General features: G+C 58.0%; 16 protein-coding genes. 11 read left to right on the top strand and 5 right to left on the bottom strand.

Annotated features, from left to right (window positions below; all coding sequences use genetic code 11):
- Positions 1 to 38: 38 nt before the first annotated feature.
- Positions 39 to 881, bottom strand: coding sequence for a 23S rRNA (adenine(2030)-N(6))-methyltransferase RlmJ (locus BA177_RS16365; protein ID WP_068617980.1), 843 nt, complete (start codon positions 879 to 881; stop codon positions 39 to 41).
- A gap of 195 nt (positions 882 to 1,076) precedes the next feature.
- Between BA177_RS16365 and BA177_RS16360 the strand changes: the two genes are divergently transcribed.
- From BA177_RS16360 to rocF, 9 genes are all read left to right on the top strand, one after another.
- Positions 1,077 to 1,985, top strand: coding sequence for a DMT family transporter (locus BA177_RS16360; RefSeq protein WP_156762870.1), 909 nt, complete (start codon positions 1,077 to 1,079; stop codon positions 1,983 to 1,985).
- A 278-nt stretch (positions 1,986 to 2,263) separates the two neighbouring features.
- Positions 2,264 to 3,439 (top strand): hypothetical protein, encoded by a 1,176-nt coding sequence (locus tag BA177_RS16355; RefSeq protein ID WP_068617976.1) that lies wholly within the window; start codon positions 2,264 to 2,266, stop codon positions 3,437 to 3,439.
- A 95-nt stretch (positions 3,440 to 3,534) separates the two neighbouring features.
- Positions 3,535 to 4,140, top strand: a complete 606-nt coding sequence (locus BA177_RS16350; protein WP_068617974.1) for a ferritin-like domain-containing protein — start codon at positions 3,535 to 3,537, stop codon at positions 4,138 to 4,140.
- A gap of 25 nt (positions 4,141 to 4,165) precedes the next feature.
- Positions 4,166 to 4,588 carry a c-type cytochrome gene (locus tag BA177_RS16345; RefSeq protein ID WP_068617972.1) on the top strand — a complete coding sequence of 141 codons (423 nt, stop codon included), beginning with the start codon at positions 4,166 to 4,168 and terminating at the stop codon, positions 4,586 to 4,588.
- Positions 4,589 to 4,603: 15 nt separating this feature from the next.
- Positions 4,604 to 5,314 carry an RNA polymerase sigma factor gene (locus BA177_RS16340; protein ID WP_068617970.1) on the top strand — a complete coding sequence of 237 codons (711 nt, stop codon included), beginning with the start codon at positions 4,604 to 4,606 and terminating at the stop codon, positions 5,312 to 5,314.
- A 139-nt stretch (positions 5,315 to 5,453) separates the two neighbouring features.
- Positions 5,454 to 6,797, top strand: a complete 1,344-nt coding sequence (locus BA177_RS16335; protein WP_197493176.1) for a DUF4286 family protein — start codon at positions 5,454 to 5,456, stop codon at positions 6,795 to 6,797.
- Positions 6,798 to 6,956: 159 nt separating this feature from the next.
- Entirely contained in the window at positions 6,957 to 7,730 is a 774-nt protein-coding gene (gene djlA, locus BA177_RS16330; RefSeq protein ID WP_068617966.1) for a co-chaperone DjlA, read from the top strand.
- Positions 7,731 to 7,838: 108 nt separating this feature from the next.
- Positions 7,839 to 8,105 carry a DUF2061 domain-containing protein gene (locus tag BA177_RS16325; protein WP_068617964.1) on the top strand — a complete coding sequence of 89 codons (267 nt, stop codon included), beginning with the start codon at positions 7,839 to 7,841 and terminating at the stop codon, positions 8,103 to 8,105.
- Between the two features lie 145 nt (positions 8,106 to 8,250).
- On the top strand, positions 8,251 to 9,171 hold the full coding sequence (gene rocF, locus BA177_RS16320; protein WP_068617963.1) for an arginase: 921 nt from the start codon (positions 8,251 to 8,253) through the stop codon (positions 9,169 to 9,171).
- 32 nt (positions 9,172 to 9,203) lie between these two features.
- Here rocF and BA177_RS16315 read toward each other — a convergent pair whose 3' ends face one another.
- The 4 genes from BA177_RS16315 to BA177_RS16300 form a co-directional block, all read right to left on the bottom strand.
- On the bottom strand, positions 9,204 to 12,320 hold the full coding sequence (locus BA177_RS16315; RefSeq protein WP_068617962.1) for an efflux RND transporter permease subunit: 3,117 nt from the start codon (positions 12,318 to 12,320) through the stop codon (positions 9,204 to 9,206).
- On the bottom strand, positions 12,317 to 13,564 hold the full coding sequence (locus BA177_RS16310; protein ID WP_068617960.1) for an efflux RND transporter periplasmic adaptor subunit: 1,248 nt from the start codon (positions 13,562 to 13,564) through the stop codon (positions 12,317 to 12,319). Before BA177_RS16310 ends, BA177_RS16315 begins: the two co-directional genes overlap by 4 nt.
- Positions 13,565 to 13,567: 3 nt before the next feature.
- Positions 13,568 to 14,950 carry an efflux transporter outer membrane subunit gene (locus BA177_RS16305; protein WP_197493174.1) on the bottom strand — a complete coding sequence of 461 codons (1,383 nt, stop codon included), beginning with the start codon at positions 14,948 to 14,950 and terminating at the stop codon, positions 13,568 to 13,570.
- Between the two features lie 135 nt (positions 14,951 to 15,085).
- Entirely contained in the window at positions 15,086 to 16,009 is a 924-nt protein-coding gene (locus BA177_RS16300; protein WP_082990196.1) for a DMT family transporter, read from the bottom strand.
- Between the two features lie 37 nt (positions 16,010 to 16,046).
- Here BA177_RS16300 and BA177_RS16295 point away from each other — a divergent pair, with 37 nt between their 5' ends.
- Both BA177_RS16295 and BA177_RS16290 read left to right on the top strand, forming a co-directional pair.
- Positions 16,047 to 16,328: a hypothetical protein gene (locus BA177_RS16295; RefSeq protein WP_068617955.1), complete on the top strand. Its 282-nt coding sequence runs from the start codon at positions 16,047 to 16,049 to the stop codon at positions 16,326 to 16,328.
- Between the two features lie 84 nt (positions 16,329 to 16,412).
- On the top strand, positions 16,413 to 19,406 hold the full coding sequence (locus BA177_RS16290; protein ID WP_197493173.1) for a TonB-dependent receptor: 2,994 nt from the start codon (positions 16,413 to 16,415) through the stop codon (positions 19,404 to 19,406).
- Positions 19,407 to 19,410: the final 4 nt, after the last annotated feature.

Genomic DNA, 19,410 nt, shown 5'->3' with positions numbered 1-19,410 from the left:
ATCTTTTCGTTCCGCTCTTATCAGCGGTGCGCAATGCCTTACGGGATTTCGTATTCGAGATGGTGCGTTGCGTACTCATCCTGAGACAAATTCGTGCTTAGACTGGGCAGGACGCTTTGCAGCATCTCGGGCAGCTTGTACGGCGGATTGATAACAAACAGGCCGCTGCCATAAAGCCCGGCATCCGCAGAACGACCATCGCGTACTTGCAGCCGTGCGTCCAGCCAGCGCGAACCCGCAAACCGGCGCAGCTCCTCGCCCAGCTTTTCCGCCTCACGGCTACCAAGCAGCGGATACCAGAGTGCATAAACACCGGTTGCGAAGCGCCGTTGTGCGTCGCGCAGCGCATCGACCACTCGCGCATAATCGGCTTTCACTTCGTAGCTCGGGTCTATCATGACCAGTGCCCGACGCGGTTCAGGCGGCAACAGGCCGGTCAGTGCCTTGAAGCCATCCGCTTTCTGCACCCGGACATGGCGACTGTGCCGATAGCGGTCATCCAGCGTGGCGTGGTCGGTTGAATGCAATTCGCTGAGCCAGAGTTTGTCACCGGCCCGTAGCAGTTGTTCGGCAATAACAGGCGAACCCGGGTAATTGCGCAACGTGCCGTCGGGATTGATCTGGCGGACAAGCTCAACGTAACGCTGCAAGGCCTCCGGCAGGTCTTTTGTTCGCCACAAGCGTTCGATACCTTCGCGCGCTTCGTTGGTATGCGCGGCATTGCTATTGTCGAGGCGGTACATGCCTGCGCCAGCGTGAGTGTCGATGTACCACAGGCGCTTGTCTTTCTCCGTGAGGTAGCGGAGCAATTCGGCAAGGATGCTGTGCTTCAGGACGTCGGCGTGGTTGCCGGCATGGTAGCTGTGGCGATAACTGAGCATGATTCCGGTGTCAGGACGAGGGGCGGGTAGCCCGGTGAGCAAAATTCGTATCGGCCGAATGGTAGCAGGCGCGGCCGGATGGCCCCGACCTTTGTTACTCTCCTGACAGCCTGGTTTTCTTCTGCGCGCTGTTGCGCGCGCTTTGAGCGGATGGCAGCGCGTTCATGACAAATTTCCACACGGATGAATCACGCCATGCACAGTGAAAACCTGCGCGGCATAGCCTTGATGCTCGCGGCCATGCTGGTGCTGTCGGTCATGGATGCGGCCATGAAGGAACTGGCGGGCATCTACCCGGCGTTGCAGGTTGCCGCATTGCGTGGATTGGTGTCGTTGCCGATCCTGTTTGCCTGGGTGATATTGCGTGAGCGCAGTCTGGCGACGCTGTTTGCGGTTCGCTGGCACTGGCAGATCGGCCGTGGTCTGCTCGGCATGTTGATGTTGACGAGCTTCATCTACGGCATCAGTCGAATGCCGTTGTCCGAGGCTTATTCGCTGTTTTTCGTGGCGCCGTTACTCATCACGGCAATGTCCGTACTCTTGCTCGGTGAAGCCGTGGGTCCGCGCCGCTGGATGGCCGTCGTGGTTGGCTTCGGTGGCGTCATGGTCATCTTGCGCCCGGGTGTGGTCACACCCAGCCTGGCTACGGTTGCCGTGCTGGTCAGCGCGACCTGCTATGCGCTGAACGCGATCAGCGTTCGTATCGTCGGCCGCACCGATTCGACGGCGTCGATGTCGTTCTGGTTCGTTGCCGTTGTCGCGGTGGGTGCCGGCGCGCTCGCCTTTCCGGACTGGCAGCCAGTGCGCGTAGCGGACATAGGTTGGCTGGCCACGCTGGCGATTACCGGCGCACTCGGCCAGATGCTGATCACGGCAGCATTTCGTTGCGCACCGGTCTCGGTGGTTGCGCCCTTCGAGTACACCACGCTGTTCTGGGGAGTTGCCCTCGACCTTGCAATCTGGGGCGAGTTGCCACCGCCCATTGTATTTGTTGGCGCTGCAGTCATTATCGCCAGCGGCTTGTACCTCATTCACCGCGAACGCCAGTCGGCATTGGTGGTTTCGCCGAGCATAGAGACGCTGTCCGAAGCCGGCCGCGACTAGCCATCGCCGGCTGTGCGCTAACGAAGTCGTACTGACCTTACGCTCACCAGCCGCCGGTCTGGCGACCCCCGAATCCTCTCTGTTCTGAATCGATGCACCTGCTTGCGCCAGTGGTCTGCTGCGCAGCAATGTCAAAAGAGCACGGTGATCAGAGTTGCTGCGACACTGTCGCGCATGCCGCAACGCCGGCCACCGGCCGTTCTGATTCGGCCTTCGGGAACCTTCCTGTAGTGAGCTGCATCTTGCTGCGCAGACCCCTCTGTTTGCGAGAGTAGCCAATGAAAAACTACCCAGTTCTGCTTCTGACGTTATTGCTGAGCGCTTTTTTTGTGAGTGCTTGTTCTGATCACGATTCCGCCAGGACGCCTGCACCGCCGCCGCCACCGCCGGAACCGGTTTTCGACCCGCAAGCGACATTCCGCTATGACACCTTTGGTGACGAAGCCTTGTGGACCGATGTATTGCGCTATCACGAAGTGGTTGCAACCATCAGTCCCGAGACCGCGCTCGCGGTGGGGCTGAAAGTGGATGCGGAAGCCTTGCCGCCAGGCATTCTGGAAACAGCCGACCTCACTGATCCGGCGACCACCGTCGCCTTGCTGGAACTGGATGCGGTCGTTGGTATCAATGCCGAAGTTGCTGCCGACGGGACCGTAACAAGTTTCGGTATTACCTGTGCTTTGTGCCATTCCGATGTCGACGATTCGGTAGCGCCGGGCATAGGCGTGCGTCAGGATGGCTGGGCAGCGACTGATCTTGACCCGGGTCTGATCCTGTCTCTGTCGCCGTATTTCGATGACAAGCCGGATCAACGTGCCGAGTTGCAGTCATGGGGTCCCGGCAAATACGACCCCTACTGGAATCACGATGGCATCAGCGATCCGGTCGTGATCGCACCGGCCTACGGCTTGCGGGATGTCGCACTGGAAACCTACACCGGTGAAGGGCCGGTCTCTTACTGGAATGCCTACGTTGCTGTTACCCAGATGGGAGGTCAGGGCACCTTCGTCGAGCCTGAGCTGAACATCGAGGTACACGCGGACCCCGATTTGGTGACGCCCAAACTGCCGGCATTGCTGGAGTACCAGCACAGTCTCGAAGCCCCTGTGCCGCCAGCCGGCAGCTACGACCCGGAAGCCGCTGAACGTGGACGGGTCTTGTTTACCGGCAAAGCCGGGTGTGAAGGATGTCACTCCGGACCTCGTTTCACCGATGCGAACACGACTTTGCACGAAGCGCACGAAGTTGGTGCCGATCCCTTGTACGCCACGCGCACAATCACCAAGCGCTACCGGACGACGCCGCTGCGAGGACTGTTGCAGCACCCGCCGTACTACCACAACGGCGAATTCGCGACGCTGGCTGACGTGGTTGAGCACTACGACCTGGTCATGAACCTCGGCTTGTTTGATGAGGAAAAGTCGGATCTCGCCGAGTACCTGAAATCCCTTTAGCCCCGGTCGCCGGCCACGGGAACCTTTTTCGTGGCCGTGCATCTTGGGGGCATCGCAACTGACCAATAGCCAAACCGGCCTTAGAGGAATTCACGATGAAACGCAGTACGCAAAATTCGCAATCAACATCGCTGTTGCTGGAGACCGCGCAAAATACCCGGCGGCAATTCATTCGCGGGGCTGGCGCGTTGACCTTTTCCGGTGTGGCAGTCGCCATGCTTGGTGGCCGCTCAACCGCGCTGGCGGCCGGTACGGCCGATGACGCCGTAGCCCAGGATGTTCGCATTCTGAACACGGCTATCGCAGCGGAGCACGAGGCCGTCGCTGCCTACCAGGTTGGCGCCGAAAGCGGCTTGCTGGAACCGGCGGTACTGAAAGTCGCCGTCGCGTTTCAGGGGCACCATAAGGAACACGTTGACGCGCTGGTCAAAGCGGTGCGCAGCCTCGGCGGGCAGGATGTGCACGCAAGGGCGGACTACAATTTCCCGGTGGACAGACTGCAACGGCAAGGCGACGTCCTGCAGTTCGCCGCCGGTCTGGAACGCGGAGCGGTAAGTGCTTACGCCGGTGCAATTCCGGTGTTTGGCAACCGGGACCTGTCCGCTGCGGCCGCCAGCATTCTGGCCGACGAGGCGATGCACTGGGCCGTGCTGCGCCAGGCGCTCGGCCTCGACCCGGTGCCCGGCGCTTTCTTCTCCTGAGTCCTGTGCCGGCCCGGTATTGCTCGTGACCCGATTAGCGGCTGCACTGACCGTCTCGCTGGCAGCGACAGCACTCCCCCTGTTGTCGTTGCTGGCGGGCGCGACTCCGCCGTCCGCCGATCTCGCGGCTGGTGAGCAAAGCTATGCCAAGTGCATGGGCTGCCACTCGCCGGACCGCAACCGAACCGGGCCGCTGCATTGCGGTTTGCTGGGCCGCGCCGCTGGCACCGTGCCGGGCTATGATTACTCCAGTGCGATGCGCGATGCTGGCATGATCTGGACAGTCTCCACCCTTGATCGTTTTCTGCAAGCGCCGCTGACCATGCTGCCCGGCACCTCGATGGGCTTCGTGGGACTGGCCGATGCCACGGAGCGGCGCAATCTGATCGCCTGGATCGCTACGCTCGATGAGACGTCGCCATTGTGCGCTGACGTCATACAACCCTGAACGAGGAGCAACGAAATGCCGAGTACAGCTGCCTCTGTCCAAACAAGCTTCGCCCACCTCAGTGATGAGGACATCCTGCCGCGAGTGTTAGACGGCGATATCGACGCGTATGAGGGCATCATGCGTCACCACAACCAGCGCCTGTTCCGGGTGGCGCGCAGCATTGTTACCGACGACGCGGAAGCGATGGACGTGGTCCAGGAGTCGTTCATTCAGGCTTATCAAAAGCTGGGTGAATTGCGCGAGGCGGGCGCATTGCCAACCTGGCTTGCACGAATTACCCGCAATGCCGCTCTCATGCGCTTGCGCAAGAGCCGGAGGATGCAGTACATGGACGAACCTGACTTCGAGAATGTCATGAACCTGTCGACCGCCGTCAAGCGGCCTGAACAACCGGACGCAAAACTGGCCAATACCGAGTTACGCCGCCTGCTCGAGTCTTGTATCGACGAACTCCCGGATGCTTTTCGGGCGGTGTTTATGCTACGTGCGATCGAGCATTGTTCGATCGTGGATACGGCCGAGATTCTTGAAATCAAGGAGGCGACCGTCAAGACGCGATTTCACCGTGCGCGACTCCTGCTGCAAAAGCGACTGCTGGAGTACAGCGAAGCGGACGGCGTGTCCGTGCACGAGTTCGCAGGCCATCGCTGCGACAGAATTGTGCAGAACGTATTGCAGGAATTACGCGCAACCAAAGGCAGGCCCGCGCCTGACAAAGGATAGCGGCCGGCTGGATTGAGTAGTCTGCTACTTGCCGACGGGCCATTCCGATACCGCGTCCTGTCGTTGATTAGGTATGCTGTGTTCGCCGACTGGATAAAAAAACGCCGCCCGGCGAGCGGTGCTGGCGAGGGGCACAGCAGTGGACGAACACACAGGGCCTGTCTACGAGGTCACTCTAAGTGTGCATGCCGAGGTGGCCGACGGGTTCGACCAGTGGCTCGCGGAGCACGTCACGGACATGCTGAAACTGCCGGGCTTTGTCGCTGCCGATGCGAGCGTGATGGATGACAGCGATGGGCGAGTGACGCGCGTCGTGCGCTATTTCCTGGCGAGTGATCAGGACCTGGAAAACTACCTGGCCGGCCCCGCAGCCGCAATGCGCCAGCAGACCAGCGAGCAGTTCGGCAGCCATTTCGAAGCGAGCCGACGCATCCTGCGCAGCAACGCGTTTTCGTCGCTCAATTCCATTGCAAAACCACGCTGCCTGAATTGCGGCACGGCATTGGCTGGCCAGTACTGCGGGCACTGTGGTCAGCGAGCGAAATCCCGTTTGATCAGTGTCTGGGAACTAGTGAAAGATGCCTTCGGTGACCTTCTGGACGTCGATTCACGATTGTGGCAGACCATGGTGCAACTGGCCTTCCGGCCTGGCCGCCTGACCCGGGAGTACCTGCAGGGAAGGCGCGCCCGCTACATGCCGCCATTTCGCACCTACCTTGTATTGAGTCTGCTGTTTTTTCTGGTGGCGTTTTTTGATCCGAAAGAAGAGTTCAGCATCTTCTTCGAGCCCGTTGCCGGGTCGGCACAAGATTCGGCAAACGAAGCGAACGAGATCGAAAACGCCCGGCAGGAATTGCTCAGTGAACTGGAGGCGGAAGGCATACTCATCAAGCCATCTACGGCCGATGATCCTGAGGCCCGGCTGCGGGTCGACGTTGATGGCAAAGAGCCTGACGCTGATTGCAATCTGCAGGATTACAACCCGGCCGAGTACGGCTGGTTTGGCCAGCGCCTGACACGCGAAAGGGCCCAACAGATTTGCAGGCGCTTTGCGGCCGAAGACGGCGAGGGTATTCGTGGTTTCCTCGATAAACTCCTCGAATACGTGCCGGCCGGTTTGTTCGTTCTGTTGCCGTTGATGGCTCTGGTCTTGAAGGTCCTGTATCCCTTGTCCGGGCGATACTACGTTGAGCACCTGTTGCTGATACTTCACTATCACGCGTTCGTGTTTCTTGCGTTGACGGTTGAGATTGTCATTGCGCGATTCGGCAATCTTATCGGCGTCGCTGACACGGTACAGGCGATACTGGTGACTGCGCTGGCGATTTACATACCCGTTTACTTGTACAAGACGTTGCGGCGGGTCTATGAGCAGGGACACCTGTTTACCTCGTTCAAGTTCACTCTCATCGTGCTTGCGTACTGGCTGGGACTGGCCACGCTGCTGCTCGTTATGGCGGCGTTTGCTGTGTTCACGGTGTAGTTCGTCGGGCAATGCCGCGATCGTCAGCGACCATCGCTCAGCGAGGCGCCACAATTGGTCGTTGTGCAGTCTGGCCACCCGGACCGACCTCTGCCCGGCATTGGCCCGCTTGACTGTCACCGGCTGACTGACGGCTTGTCAGACTGTTAGACTGGCCGGATGCTTATCTTTATTGGCGCCATAGTCGGCGCAGTCTTCGGCGGTTTTCCCGGACTCCTTATCGGCGGCGCGGCGGGCTATGTCATAGGCTGGGGCTTGCGCCAGTCCGTTCTGGGTAGTCTGCAAGCCGTTCAGGCGAACTTGCTGCATCCTACGTTCGCCATAATGGGGGCGCTGTGCAAGGCGGACAATGTCGTTACCCGCGACGAGATCCAGGTCGTCGAACGGATTTTCGACCAGCTCGCATTGTCGGCCGAGGCACGCGTGGCGGCGAAGGCCTCGTTCGCCGCTGGCAAAGCGCCCGATTTCGATCTTGATGCCGCGGTCGATGATTTTGCAGCCATTGCCCGTGGCCGAATGCCGCTGGTGCAACTGTTCCTGCAATTGCAGTGCATGGCCGTGGCAGCCGATGGTCAATTGCATCCGGCAGAGCACGAAATGCTGGTGCACATCGCACGCCGCCTCGGTCTGGAGGAGGTGGACGTTGCGCGACTGGAAGCCTTGTTGCGCGCCGCGACCGGCGAAGCGGCGGCGGGCCCCGGTGCACCGCCGTCCAGGGCACGTCTGGCCGATGCCTATGAAGCACTGGGCCTGCGTCCGGATGCGAGCCCCAGTGAAATCAAACGCGCTTACCGCAAGCTCATGAGCCAGAATCACCCTGACAAACTGGCAGCACGTGGCTTGCCGGAAAGCATGCGGCCAGTGGCGGAAGAACGTAGCCGGGAAATCAATACGGCCTACGATCTGATCAAAACGTCTCGCGATTTCAACTAAACAGTGCTGCAAGGCCGCTGTCCGATGCTCGATGCGTGGACCCGATTAACGCGCTAAGCTGCAGATTGACGAACCGGTATGGTCCGGTCTTGGAGCTGGGTACCCGGAATGTCAGAACCTGTTGCAAACAATATCCGCAATGATCGTGAGTCGCATTTACGCAGTCTGCTAAAAGCCATTTCCTATCGGATTACGGGTACGATAACGACGGCATTGCTGGTGCTGGCACTGACCGGTGATCTGTCGATCGCGTTAACTATTGGCGCGGTTGAGCCGGCCATCAAGCTGCTCATTTACTATTTGCACGAGCGAGCCTGGCAATGCATTCCGCGCGGCACTGTGCGGAGGTACTGGCGTCGTTTGCGCAAACGGTAAGAGCGTGCGGGTTTCGGATTGCGTGGAACCCGGTTCATTCATGCGACAAATGCCGGGTCTGCGGCAGCGGCAATCGCTAGGTACCGGTTCGGCTTGTTAGAATGCCGCAATAACTAAACGAGTACTGAAAAGTACAGGTAGATTTATGGTTGATTCCAAACAAGCTGTGCATATCATCAATGTGCCACTTGACCTTGGTGCGTCAAGGCGTGGCACGGATGCCGGCCCATCGGCGTTTCGCGTGGCAGGCCTTAGTGCGGCATTGCAACGTCTTGGCTACACAGTCAGTCAGGAAACCGATATACCGGTTCCGGCAATGGAAACGCGCAAGACTGACAATGCCAGCGCCCGGTTCAAAGACGAGATTCTCACTGTTTGTCAGGAGCTCGCCAGCACCACGTTGCAGGTCATGGACGCCGGTGAAATCCCGCTCGTCATCGGCGGCGACCATTCCATCGCCATGGGCACCGTCTCCGGCTTGTCTGCGCACTTCGCGAAAGCTCAGAAACGTCTCGGGCTGATCTGGTTTGACGCCCACGGCGATATGAACTTGCCTGAGAGCTCACCGAGCGGAAACATTCACGGCATGCCACTGTCGCACCTGATTGGCATGGGTGATCCGGATCTGTCAAACATTCTCGGCGCACACCCGGCGGTCGATGTGAAAAACGTGGTGCTGATCGGCATACGGGATATCGACCGGATCGAACGCGAGATCATTAACAAGTCCGGCGTGACGGCCTTCACCATGCGGGAAATCGACGAGATCGGCATGGCTCGTGTCGCGCGCAGAGCACTCGAAATCGTTAATGACGGCACGGCAGGATTCCACGTCAGCTTCGATCTGGACGGTTGTGATCCGGAGGTCATACCGGGAACCGGCACGACCGTGCCCGGCGGCGTGAGCTACCGCGAAGCACACTTGCTACTCGAGGAGTGCGCGGCGCACGGCGGCATGACGTCGATGGAAGTGGTCGAACTGAACCCGTTTCTCGACCACCGCAACGTGTCAGCCGAGCGCGCGGTAACGCTCATTCAAAGTGCATTCGGCCGCAGTATCCTCTAGCAGCCGCCAATGGCGGGCGACTGCCCCGCGTTTCAGGGCGTATCGGTAACAACCATGGTTTTGATCTGGCGATAACGCGACCGGAACAGGCGTCGTATGTCATCGGCAATCATCATGTTTGTTGGCACCAATATCAGCGTAATCAACGTTGCGAACAAGATTCCGAAGCCGAGCGAGATTGCCATTGGCACCAGGAACTGCGCTGATGATGACTGGTCCACGAGTAGCGGCAAAAGTCCGAAGAAGGTTGTCAGCGAGGTCAGCAGTACCGGCCTGAATCTCGCGACACCCGCCCGTTCAACAGCCGCGAGCAGTTTCTCGCCACCCGCCCGGTGCCGCTGATTGATGTAGTCGACCAGCACAAGGCTGTCATTAATCACAACGCCGGTTAATGCCATCAAACCAAGTACGCTCAGTATGGTAACGGTTTGCCCCATCAACCAGTGGCCAATAATCGCGCCTATGAAACCGAAGGGAATGACCGCCATAACGATCAATGGTTGCGCGTAAGATTTCAGCGGCAGCGCCAGCATGCAGTAGATAGCGAACAAGACAACGATCACGCCGAGTTGCAGACTGCCGAAGGTTTCCTGTTGGCGTCGTTGTTCGCCTTCAATTGTGTAGCTGATACCGGGGTATTTCACCAGCATTTCATCCAGGTGCGCGCGAATGTCGGCCAGCATGACTGTCATGTTGGTGTTGTCCTTGTCCACGTCCGCGGTTACGTTCAATACCCGGTAACCGTCGATGCGGCGAATTTCTGACGGGCCACGGCCCGGCTTGATACTGGCAACATTGGACAACGGAATCTGGCGTCCGTCCGGCGCAGTAATCAGCATTTCATTGAGTGATGCGATGGTGCTGCGTTCTCCGATCGGGTAACGGACCAGTACGCGGATGTCATCCCGGCCGCGTTGAATGCGTTGCGCCTGCAGGCCCTTGAACGCTTGTCCGACCTGGTTGACGATGTCGCTGCGGGTCAGGCCCAGCACATGGCCCTGGGGCGTCAGGTCGATTTGCAGCTCCTCTTTGCCATTCGACAAGCTGTCCGCAATCTCGAATACGCCCGGGTAGGTGGCGAGGTGGTTCTTGAGTTGGTCACCAACTGCACTCAGTGTCTGCAGCGAGTTGCCGCTGAACTGGACATCGATCGGGTCGCCTGCGCGGAAGAAGGAGGCGCGGAAAATCAGGCTTTCGGCACCCGGTACCGTGCCCACTGCGCGTCGCCATTCATTGTTCATTTCAGATATCGAAAACGGGATCGTACGATTCTGGCGGGGCACGGTTTCCATTTGGATGCGTGCGGACGTGTTGCTGACCGTGGTCAGAATATTCGTGATCATGCTTTGCCCGGTTTCCGGGTCGACGTATTTTTTCTGTAATGCGTCGGCCGCCTGGCTGATCTTTTCCGCATTACGGTTGGTGATTTCGAATGGCGTTCCCGCCGGCATTGCCAGTGAGGCCGTTGCTGTTTCTCCGGGCGATCGTTCGAAGGCCACAAAGCGTGTCCAGCCGCTGGTAATCAGCGCAATCATTATGATCAGGACGCCGGTAAATACGGCCATGGTCGAATAGCGGTGACGCAATGCCTTTTTCAATACCGGTTCGTAGTATTTGACGATGAAGTTTTCGAAATTGTCAGCGAAGCGGGTTTGCCAGGCCTGGAACCGTGATGCCTTTTTGCTCGACTCGTTTAATTTGATGTGCTTGAGGTGCGACGGCAGTATCAACTTTGACTCAATCAATGAGAACAGCAGCACCGGAATGACCACGGCGGGAATGGGTGCAAAGAATTCACCCAGCCGGCCTTCGATAAAAGCCAGCGGCATGAACGCGGCTATGGTTGTGAGAATGCCGAACGTGACGGGGATCGCGACTTCTTTCGTGCCCTGAATCGATGCGGCCAGGCCCGCCTCGCCGGTTCGCAGGCGTGCATACACATTTTCGCCGGTCACAATGGCATCGTCGACGACGATACCCAGCACGATGATGAAGCCGAACGCACTCATCATGTTCAGGCTGACATCGAACAAATACATGATGATGAACGCGCCGAAAAAGCTGATCGGAATGCCAAGGAATACCCAGATTGCGATAGCAGGGCGCAAGAACAGCGACAACAACAGGATGACGAGTATGCTGCCCTGGATGGCGCTGCTGGTCATGATGCCAAGCCGGTCCTTGAGGCGCGCCGAGTCATCGTCCCAGTAACTGAGCTCGAGTCCCACCGGCATCGAAGGCTGTTTCGACGCGATGTACTCTTTAACTTTTTCCGCGATTGCAATGGCGCTTTGGTTGCCGACGCGCGATACCGTTACAAAAGCGGCGTGTTTGCCGTTGAAGCGCGTACGCATCGAGTCTTCGACAAAGCCATCGATCACAGTGGCAATGTCGCCAACCCGCACGATGCTGCCGTCGGCGTTGGTTTTCACAACAATCTCTTCGAAGTCGGCGCGGCGGTAGGCCTGCCCCTTGGAGCGAATCAGTACATCGCCACTTTCCGTGCGCACGTTACCGCCCGACAAATCGACTGAGCTGCTGCGAATGGCTTGTGCAATATTGGCCAGTGTGACGTCGAATTCGCGCAGCCGGTCCGGCGATACTTCGATCGCTATCTCGTACTGGCGTACAGCGTTCAGGCTTGCCTGGGTAATGCCTTCTATGCGTAACAGGTCATCGCGTACCTGTTCCGCAAACATTCGAATTTCATCTTCAGTGTGGTCACCGGCAACGACTACGTCGACAACGCCATATGAGCGCATTCGCAATCCGATGACGGGCTTTTCCGTGTCGGCAGGAAATGTGTTGATGGCGTCAACGCGACTCTTGATGTCGTTCAGAAGTTCGCGCGCATCGTACGCGGGGTCAGTTTCTATCTGGACGTTGGTGCTGCCTTCGCTTGATCGTGAAACGATGCGATCTATGCCTTCAAGGTCTTTGACAGCTTCTTCAATGCGAACCGCGACACCAAGCTCGACGTCTTCAGGGGTCGCGCCACGCAGCGGCACAGAGATTGTGATGGTATCCGGGTCGGACGGTGGAAAAATCTCAAGCCGAACTCCGTTTTGCAGCGCGAGTATGCCGCCGACAAGAATCGTGACCATCAACAAGTTGGCGGCCACCGAGTTTCTTGCGAACCACGATATCATTGCCTGGCTCCTCGATTAGCGCCGACCGGGCCTGCACCGTCCGGACCGCCACGACGCTTGGCGGCCGATTTTTGATCCGGTTCTTCACCTATGACAGAAACCCGCAGTCCGGAGGTTACCTGGCCGAGCGGCGTGGTCACGAGCTGGTCATTCGGTTCCAGGCCCTGCGCGACCACTGCCTCGGCATCGTTCTGCCAGGCAATGTCGATGTCGCGGCGGCGTAACAAACCATCTTCCACGATGTACACGTAGGTGCCCTGATAGATCGCGGTGTTGGGAATGACCAGGGCATCAGAAACGATATTGCCAGCCAGGCGTGCGGTAACGTACTGACCAATCTTCAATGGAATCTGGCCGTCGCCAGCGGAGCCGAACGGATTATCTATCTGCGCGATAACGTGCAGCTGCCGTGCCGTTTCGTCTATTGCGCCTTCGGTGCGAACCAACGTAGCCTGCCAGGTTGTGTCACCCGCAAGCTCCGATTCTATTTCGACGGCCGCACCGACATTCTCAACGGCGTTGGAATAACGGTAGGCTTCAGGCAAATCGATAAATGGCAGATCGCGATTCCGGAGAGGCAGGCGGATTTCAACGACGTCTGTCGCGTAAATTTCTGCAATCTGGGCGTTTTGTGAAACGACCTGACCCTGATCGACAAACTTGCGCAGCACGCGACCTGCAAACGGTGCGCGTATCTTGGTGCGTTGCAGATCCAGCTTGGTCTTTTCCAGCGTGGACTCGGCAGAAAGAACGCGCGCTCGTGCTGCTTCAAGTTGCGGTACGCGCAGCACCAGATCCGACGGCTCGCCGTTATTGCCCAGTCGGGCCCAGTCTTCACGGGCCTGATTGGTACGCGCTTCGGCTTCCGCCAATGCTTGTCGGGCATCTGCGAGCGATGCCTCGGCGATTCTTACATCGGCAGCGTAGTCACGGTCATCGATAGAGACGAGGATGTCGCCTTTCTCAAAAAAGCCGCCATCACGGACGTTGGGATTGACGGAGACAATCTGCCCGCCAACCTGGGCTACCAGCATGCTCTGGGTGCGTGGCTGTATGGTTCCGTAGCTCTCGAGCCTGATGCGGTAATCCTGCGGTGTAACCGTAACGGCTTCTACCGACATCTGTGGTCCGCTGAAATCATTCCGCTGCGGCGTAGACGGTGGGTTCATCTTGATCAGCGTGGCAACGAGTACGAGGCTGCCGAGAATCGCGATTGGAATAACTTTCTTCAGTCTTAGTGCCATTGTTCAGTTCGCCGTTACAAATTCGCCGCCGAGCGCAAGATGAAGCCCAATGCGATTCTGCAAGCGTTGATTAGTCAGTTGTACGACAGTAGCTTCGGCGTCGAACGCCTGTCTTTGTGACTCTAATACCGTCGTATATGGGACCAGCCCGCGCTGGTATTGTTCAAGCGCCAGCTCCAGGGCCGCTCGAGAATTTTTCTCAGCTTCAAGCAAGGCGTCGTAGCGTTGTTCCAGCGATGCTGTGCGGGAAATGGAGTTTTCCACGTCAGCAAACGCACGATAAACCAGGTCGAGGTATTGCTGTTCGGCGATACGTACCCGCGCTGCGGCTTGTTCTTCCAGCGCCGCAAGCCGGCCTGCATCGAACAGCGGTTGGGTAAGACTGAAAGCCAGCGACCATGCGGACACGCCACCGTCGAGTAGCTCGGAGAACGCATCGGTCGTCCGGCTGCTGCTGCCCACTATCGACAAACTGGGGAAGCGCGCTTTGTGTGCGGCGGCCAGCTCGGCGTCTGTTGCCAGCAGGTTGAGCCATGCTTCCTGTACGTCAGGACGGCGGGTCAGTAGTTCTGACGGGAGCCCGGTAGGTAAGGCATCAACAAGTACCGGCAATTTGCTTTCAATCGGCATATTGCCGTCCGGATAGCGGGCCAGTGACAGTTGCAGGTCGGCGACGGCCTCGAGCAGCGCTTGTTCCTGGGATGCAAAATTGGCTCGCTCCCGTTCCACCTGATTGCGCGCGAGATACAGATCCAGCGCATCATTCAGCCCCTGCCGGTAACCGCTGGCGACAATATCGCGACTTTCATTCGCGTTGCTCAGGCGGCGGCTCGCCACTTCAAGCAGCTGCCTGGCTTCGATGACATCGAAATACTGTTGCGCCGTGGTTGCTGCTATATCCCGTTCGACGGATTGCAGGCGGGCGCGTTGCGCGGCCAGCGCCAGCTCGGTCGCTTGCTGCTGTTTACTGAGTTGCCGCCAGATATCGACGTTCCAGCGACCGTCCACGCCAATGTCAAAACTCTCACTGACGCCTGCGCTGCTTTCCGTCGAACGGCGCGCGCCGCCGAGTGAGACGTCAAGTGCAGGGTAACGATTGGAACGACTTAAACGGACGGCCTGTTCCGCGGAGTACAGGCGTTCGCGTTCCTGTTTGAGAACATAGTTGTTTTCGGCTGATTCGCTGACCAGTGTTTCAAGTTGCGGATCGCTGAAAGTATGCAGCCAGTTTTGCCCTATATCACCAGGAGTGCCGCCACGCGCCCAACTGGCGGGTGCCGGAGTTTCCTCGGTCTCAGGGCTGATTGCCGACACGCTGCAGCCGCCCGCGACGATGGCGCAGGCGGTCGCCAGCAGCAGGGAGCTTTCTTTTTTGGGTATTGCCACCAAGACTGTTCCGGGAACGGGTTGTGGTCATTAACAGAGCGCGCAAGTATCCCAAGAAGGCTGCGTTCATTAAAGCGATCTTGTCAATTCTTTGATTTTGTCGCAGGTATCTGAAATTACTGGGCTAAGGTGGCCCTACAGTTTCGCTCGAATGTGCGCCTCCGAGAGCCGTTGCAGGCGGCTCTCCCGCCAGATGACCAGCAGGTTCGAGGCAACGATAATGGCCGCCCCCACCAGGACCTGCGGCAATGGCCAGTCGTTCCAAATCATCCAGCCGAGCAACGTCGCCCAAACGATGCCGCTGTAATTGAATACCGTGACGATCGCCACCGGCGCATTGCGAAAAGCGGTCGACAGCAGCCATTGAGCCGCGGCACCGGACAGGCCGACGCCCACCAGCAGTGGGATTTCATCGAGGCTCGGTCGCACGGCGATAAATGGCAGGGGCAGCGCCATGATCAGTGTGCCGATGATGAAAAAGTAGAAGCTGGTCGTTTCCGGGCTTTCGAACCGACCGAGATAGCGCAAGACAATTTGCAACACTGCCTGCAAACAGGCGGCTGCCAGCGCGACCGATACACCGAGCAAATAAATGTCACCGGATGGTCGCGTCATGATCAGGACGCCGGCGAAGCCAATGACGACAGCGGTCCAGCGGTACGGGCCGACCTGTTCCCGCAGGAAGATCACCCCGAGTACCGGCACGAATAACGACGCGGTGAATAACAGCGTCGTCGTGTCGGCCATTGGCATCAGGGAAAACGCGAAAAAAGTCGTTGCAAGTGTAAGTGACCCCAATGCTGCGCGCAGACCGACCAGCCCCGGCTTGCTGTTGATCACCAGGATCTCGCGCCGCCCCAGGCCGAAAACCAGAATCAGAAAGGGAACGCTGGCGATAAGGTTGCGGTAGAAAGCAATCTCGAAGACCGAGTGATTGTCGCTGAGCAATTTGGCGAAGGCGTACATGATCGCAAACATGAGGTAGGCGCCGAGACCGGCGGCCATGCCGAGCACGGTATGTTCCTTGTGCGCGCCGGTTGTCGATTTGCCTTGCTTCATTGGCGAGAGAATACCTGTGTAATCGGCAAAGACATACGTGGATCAAGTCCGCGGGCAGCCGCCAGAGCACAGCGTTGGTGGCGCATTCGCGGCTTACTCCGGCGTGCTTGCCGATCGCTATGCACTGCCTGTTGTGGTGTCAGGCGTGCATGCCCACCATGGCTGGGCTGTGAGCCGGGTCGGCGACTTTTGGCAACTTACCTTAATCACGTGTAGCGATTTTGCAACAACCATTGCGGTGCTGGTCGAAGGTGCACTTATCCGCTCGCAGCACCCGAAGTACCTGAATTCTGCCATAGACTCTTATTCCATCCGGTGATATAAAGTCGCCACTCGTTGTGTGCCAAAAGCAACGAAACAGATGTAAGAACCTTCTTACTCAAAATATTTAAGGAGACCTCCCTTGATTACTAAAAACATCACCCGGCACCTCAAGCTGGGTGCGGTTGCACTGCTCTTGAGCACAGGTGCCCTGGCCGACACCGGTACACTGCGCGTCAGTGTTACCGATGCCAGTGGCAATCCTTTGGCCGGTGCAACAGTGACCGCCAGCACCAGCGAAAGTCTGGCCCAGAAATCCGCAGTGACTGACAGCAACGGTGAAGTCCGGCTTGCTGGTCTTGATCCTTCGGACGCATATGTCGTCACCATCAATGCTGATGGCTATCAACCAATACGCAACGAAAACGTGCTTGTCGTATCCGAAAGAACGTTCAACCTTCCGTACACCTTGCAAGCAACCTCCAGCGCAGCAATCGAAGAGATTGTTACTTACGGACGCAGCGACCTTGGTCAGTTGGTTGATACCACGTCAGCGCTGCAAGCGACGGACGTTACGCTGGACCTGACGGAATCGCTGCCTACCGGTCGTAACTACCAGGCATATTTGCAGCTTGCGCCGACGACCAAACCGACACTCGATGGCAACCCGTCTTCGAAGTCCGGTGTTAACTACTCCGATATCGTCGATGCCAACGGCAACACGGCAGGTACTTCGTCCGATAACGTCTACTACATCGACGGCATCAATATCACGGACAACCTGACCGGCCTGTTCGGCGCCAACTTCAACTCGGAAATCATCCAGGAACAGCAAATCATTACTGGTGGCGTTCCGGCTGAGTACGAAGGTGGACAGGGCCTGGTATCTCGGGTTCTTACCAAGTCTGGTAGTAACGAGTTCCACGGCTCGGTCAACTACTACATGCAGAGTGACAGCCTGGTTGCTGACAACAAGCACGAAGCTGATGCAACCTTCTCGACCTTTGATACCGCGTTCACACTGGGTGGACCGATCATCAAGGACAAGCTGTGGTTCTTCGGTTCCTACCAACGGAAAGAGCGTGAAGAAGACGTAGTCAATCCGGCTACCAATACGGTATCGCGTACGGTTAAAGCCGATCAGGATCTTGGTTTCTTCAAGATGACCTGGCAGCCGACCGAGAACGACCGGGTTGTTGCAGAATTCTTCAACGATCCCTATGAGCGCAACGGTTCTTTGAACCCGAACGTCGTGGTCAACCGCGACCTCGCGAACGTGCAAGGTGGTGACAACTACAAGCTGGAATACTCACATGCCTGGGAGAACCTGATCCTTACGGCGAACTTCGTGAGTCACGAAGGCGAACTGAGTAACACCGCTGCTGACAAGTCGAGCAGAAACGACGTTGCCTACACCGGCGCCGCAGCCGTTGGTATCACCAACGCGGACCTGCAGAAGGGCGGTTCCGGTTCGGACACGATCACGTTCCGCAACAAGGAAAGCTTCAACCTGATTGCAGAATACTTCCTCGACACAGCCTACGGCTCGCACGAGTTCAAAGCGGGTTATTCACAGGTTACCAACGAGTACAATCGTGACCTCGTCTACACGGGTGACGGTGCGCAGTACACGTCTATCGGTGCAGCCAATACCGGCCTGACGCTGGCTGACTATACGAGCGGTACCTGGACCGGTGATCGTGACGTTTCGGAAGACGATTACCAGCGCATCATCGATGCAATGGCTGCCAGTGCCAACTCTGCCTATTTCCTCGGACTGCTTGATGCTGACAGTTCCGGCGATATCGATGAGGCCGAGTTGAGTGCATTGGCGTTCAACAGCACGGCGGGTAACCCGACGGGTGACTTCAACGTCTACAAGATCGAACAGACCGTAGCCGGTCCGACGAACTTCAAGACCGAAGGTGATGTGTTCTTCATTCAGGACTCCTGGAATATCGACGAGCACTGGACAGTCAACGCGGGCTTGCGTGCCGAGAAGTGGGATCACATTGCCACCGACGGTTCGAAGGTCTTTACGTTTGACTACGACATTGCACCGCGCCTGAGTGTGATCTATGACCTCAAAGGGGATGGTCGCAGCAAAGTCTGGGGCTTCTACGGTCGTTACTACGATCCGATTCGCACCGACATGACGTCGTTTGCCGGGACCCTGACCGGTTCAGTTCGTGAAGAGCAGATCTATGTTGGCAACCAGTGGGTGACCTTCCGCACACGTGGCGGTAGTCAGGGTGCCGACGGCTTCTTCGCGCCGACCACCAAGACGCCGTACACGGACGAGATCATGGTTGGTTACGAGCAGTCGATCACCAATGATCAGAGCATCGCGATCACCTACACGGACCGTGTAACCGAAGACATCATGGAAGACTATGACCTCGGCTTCTACACCGATCCTGCCCAGGTTGGCGGCTATGCATTGCCGTTGTCTTACTTCGGCTTCGATACACTGCCGACGGCCAACTACTTCATCGCAACCCTGGCTGGCGGCAAGCGCGAATACCAGGGTGTGGAAGTAACCTGGCGTAAGCGCCGCAGTGCCGACAGCAACTGGTTCGGTCTGGCGTCCTACTCGTACAACGATGCGAAGGGCAACTCGAACTCCGACGGTAACGCCGACCTGCAGGGTGACTTCCTGTACCTGGATCCGCGTGCACCGAACGTGTACGGGCCACAGCCGGGTAACATCGAGCATCTGGTGAAGCTGGCCGGTTCCTACCGTTGGGAGAACGGCATCGAAGTGGGTGCTACCTACTACTGGAACTCCGGTACGCTCTACAGCGAAACCTTCTCGCAGTACAGCCGTCATACGCCGATTCGCGTGGGTACAGCCTATGAAGACAATGGCACCACGACACGCTGGCTTGCGCCAGGCACTGTCGGCAGCCAGAAGTCGCCTTCCTATGGCACGCTGGACGTTCGCGTCAAGTACGTGATGGACTTTGCTGACCGGTACGAAGCGGAATTCTTCCTGGACATCTTCAACATACTGGATGACCAGGCGGTTACCCGCCAGCAGGATCTGTCGGGCGGTGACGCAAGTTACAGCTTTGGCGAAGCCAACGACTGGGTATTGCCACGTCGCTTCTACCTTGGCGCTCGCATGAGCTTCTAAGTGT

This window comes from Woeseia oceani, assembly GCF_001677435.1.
Taxonomy (GTDB): domain Bacteria; phylum Pseudomonadota; class Gammaproteobacteria; order Steroidobacterales; family Woeseiaceae; genus Woeseia; species Woeseia oceani.
This window is presented reverse-complemented; position numbering and strand designations above follow the sequence as displayed.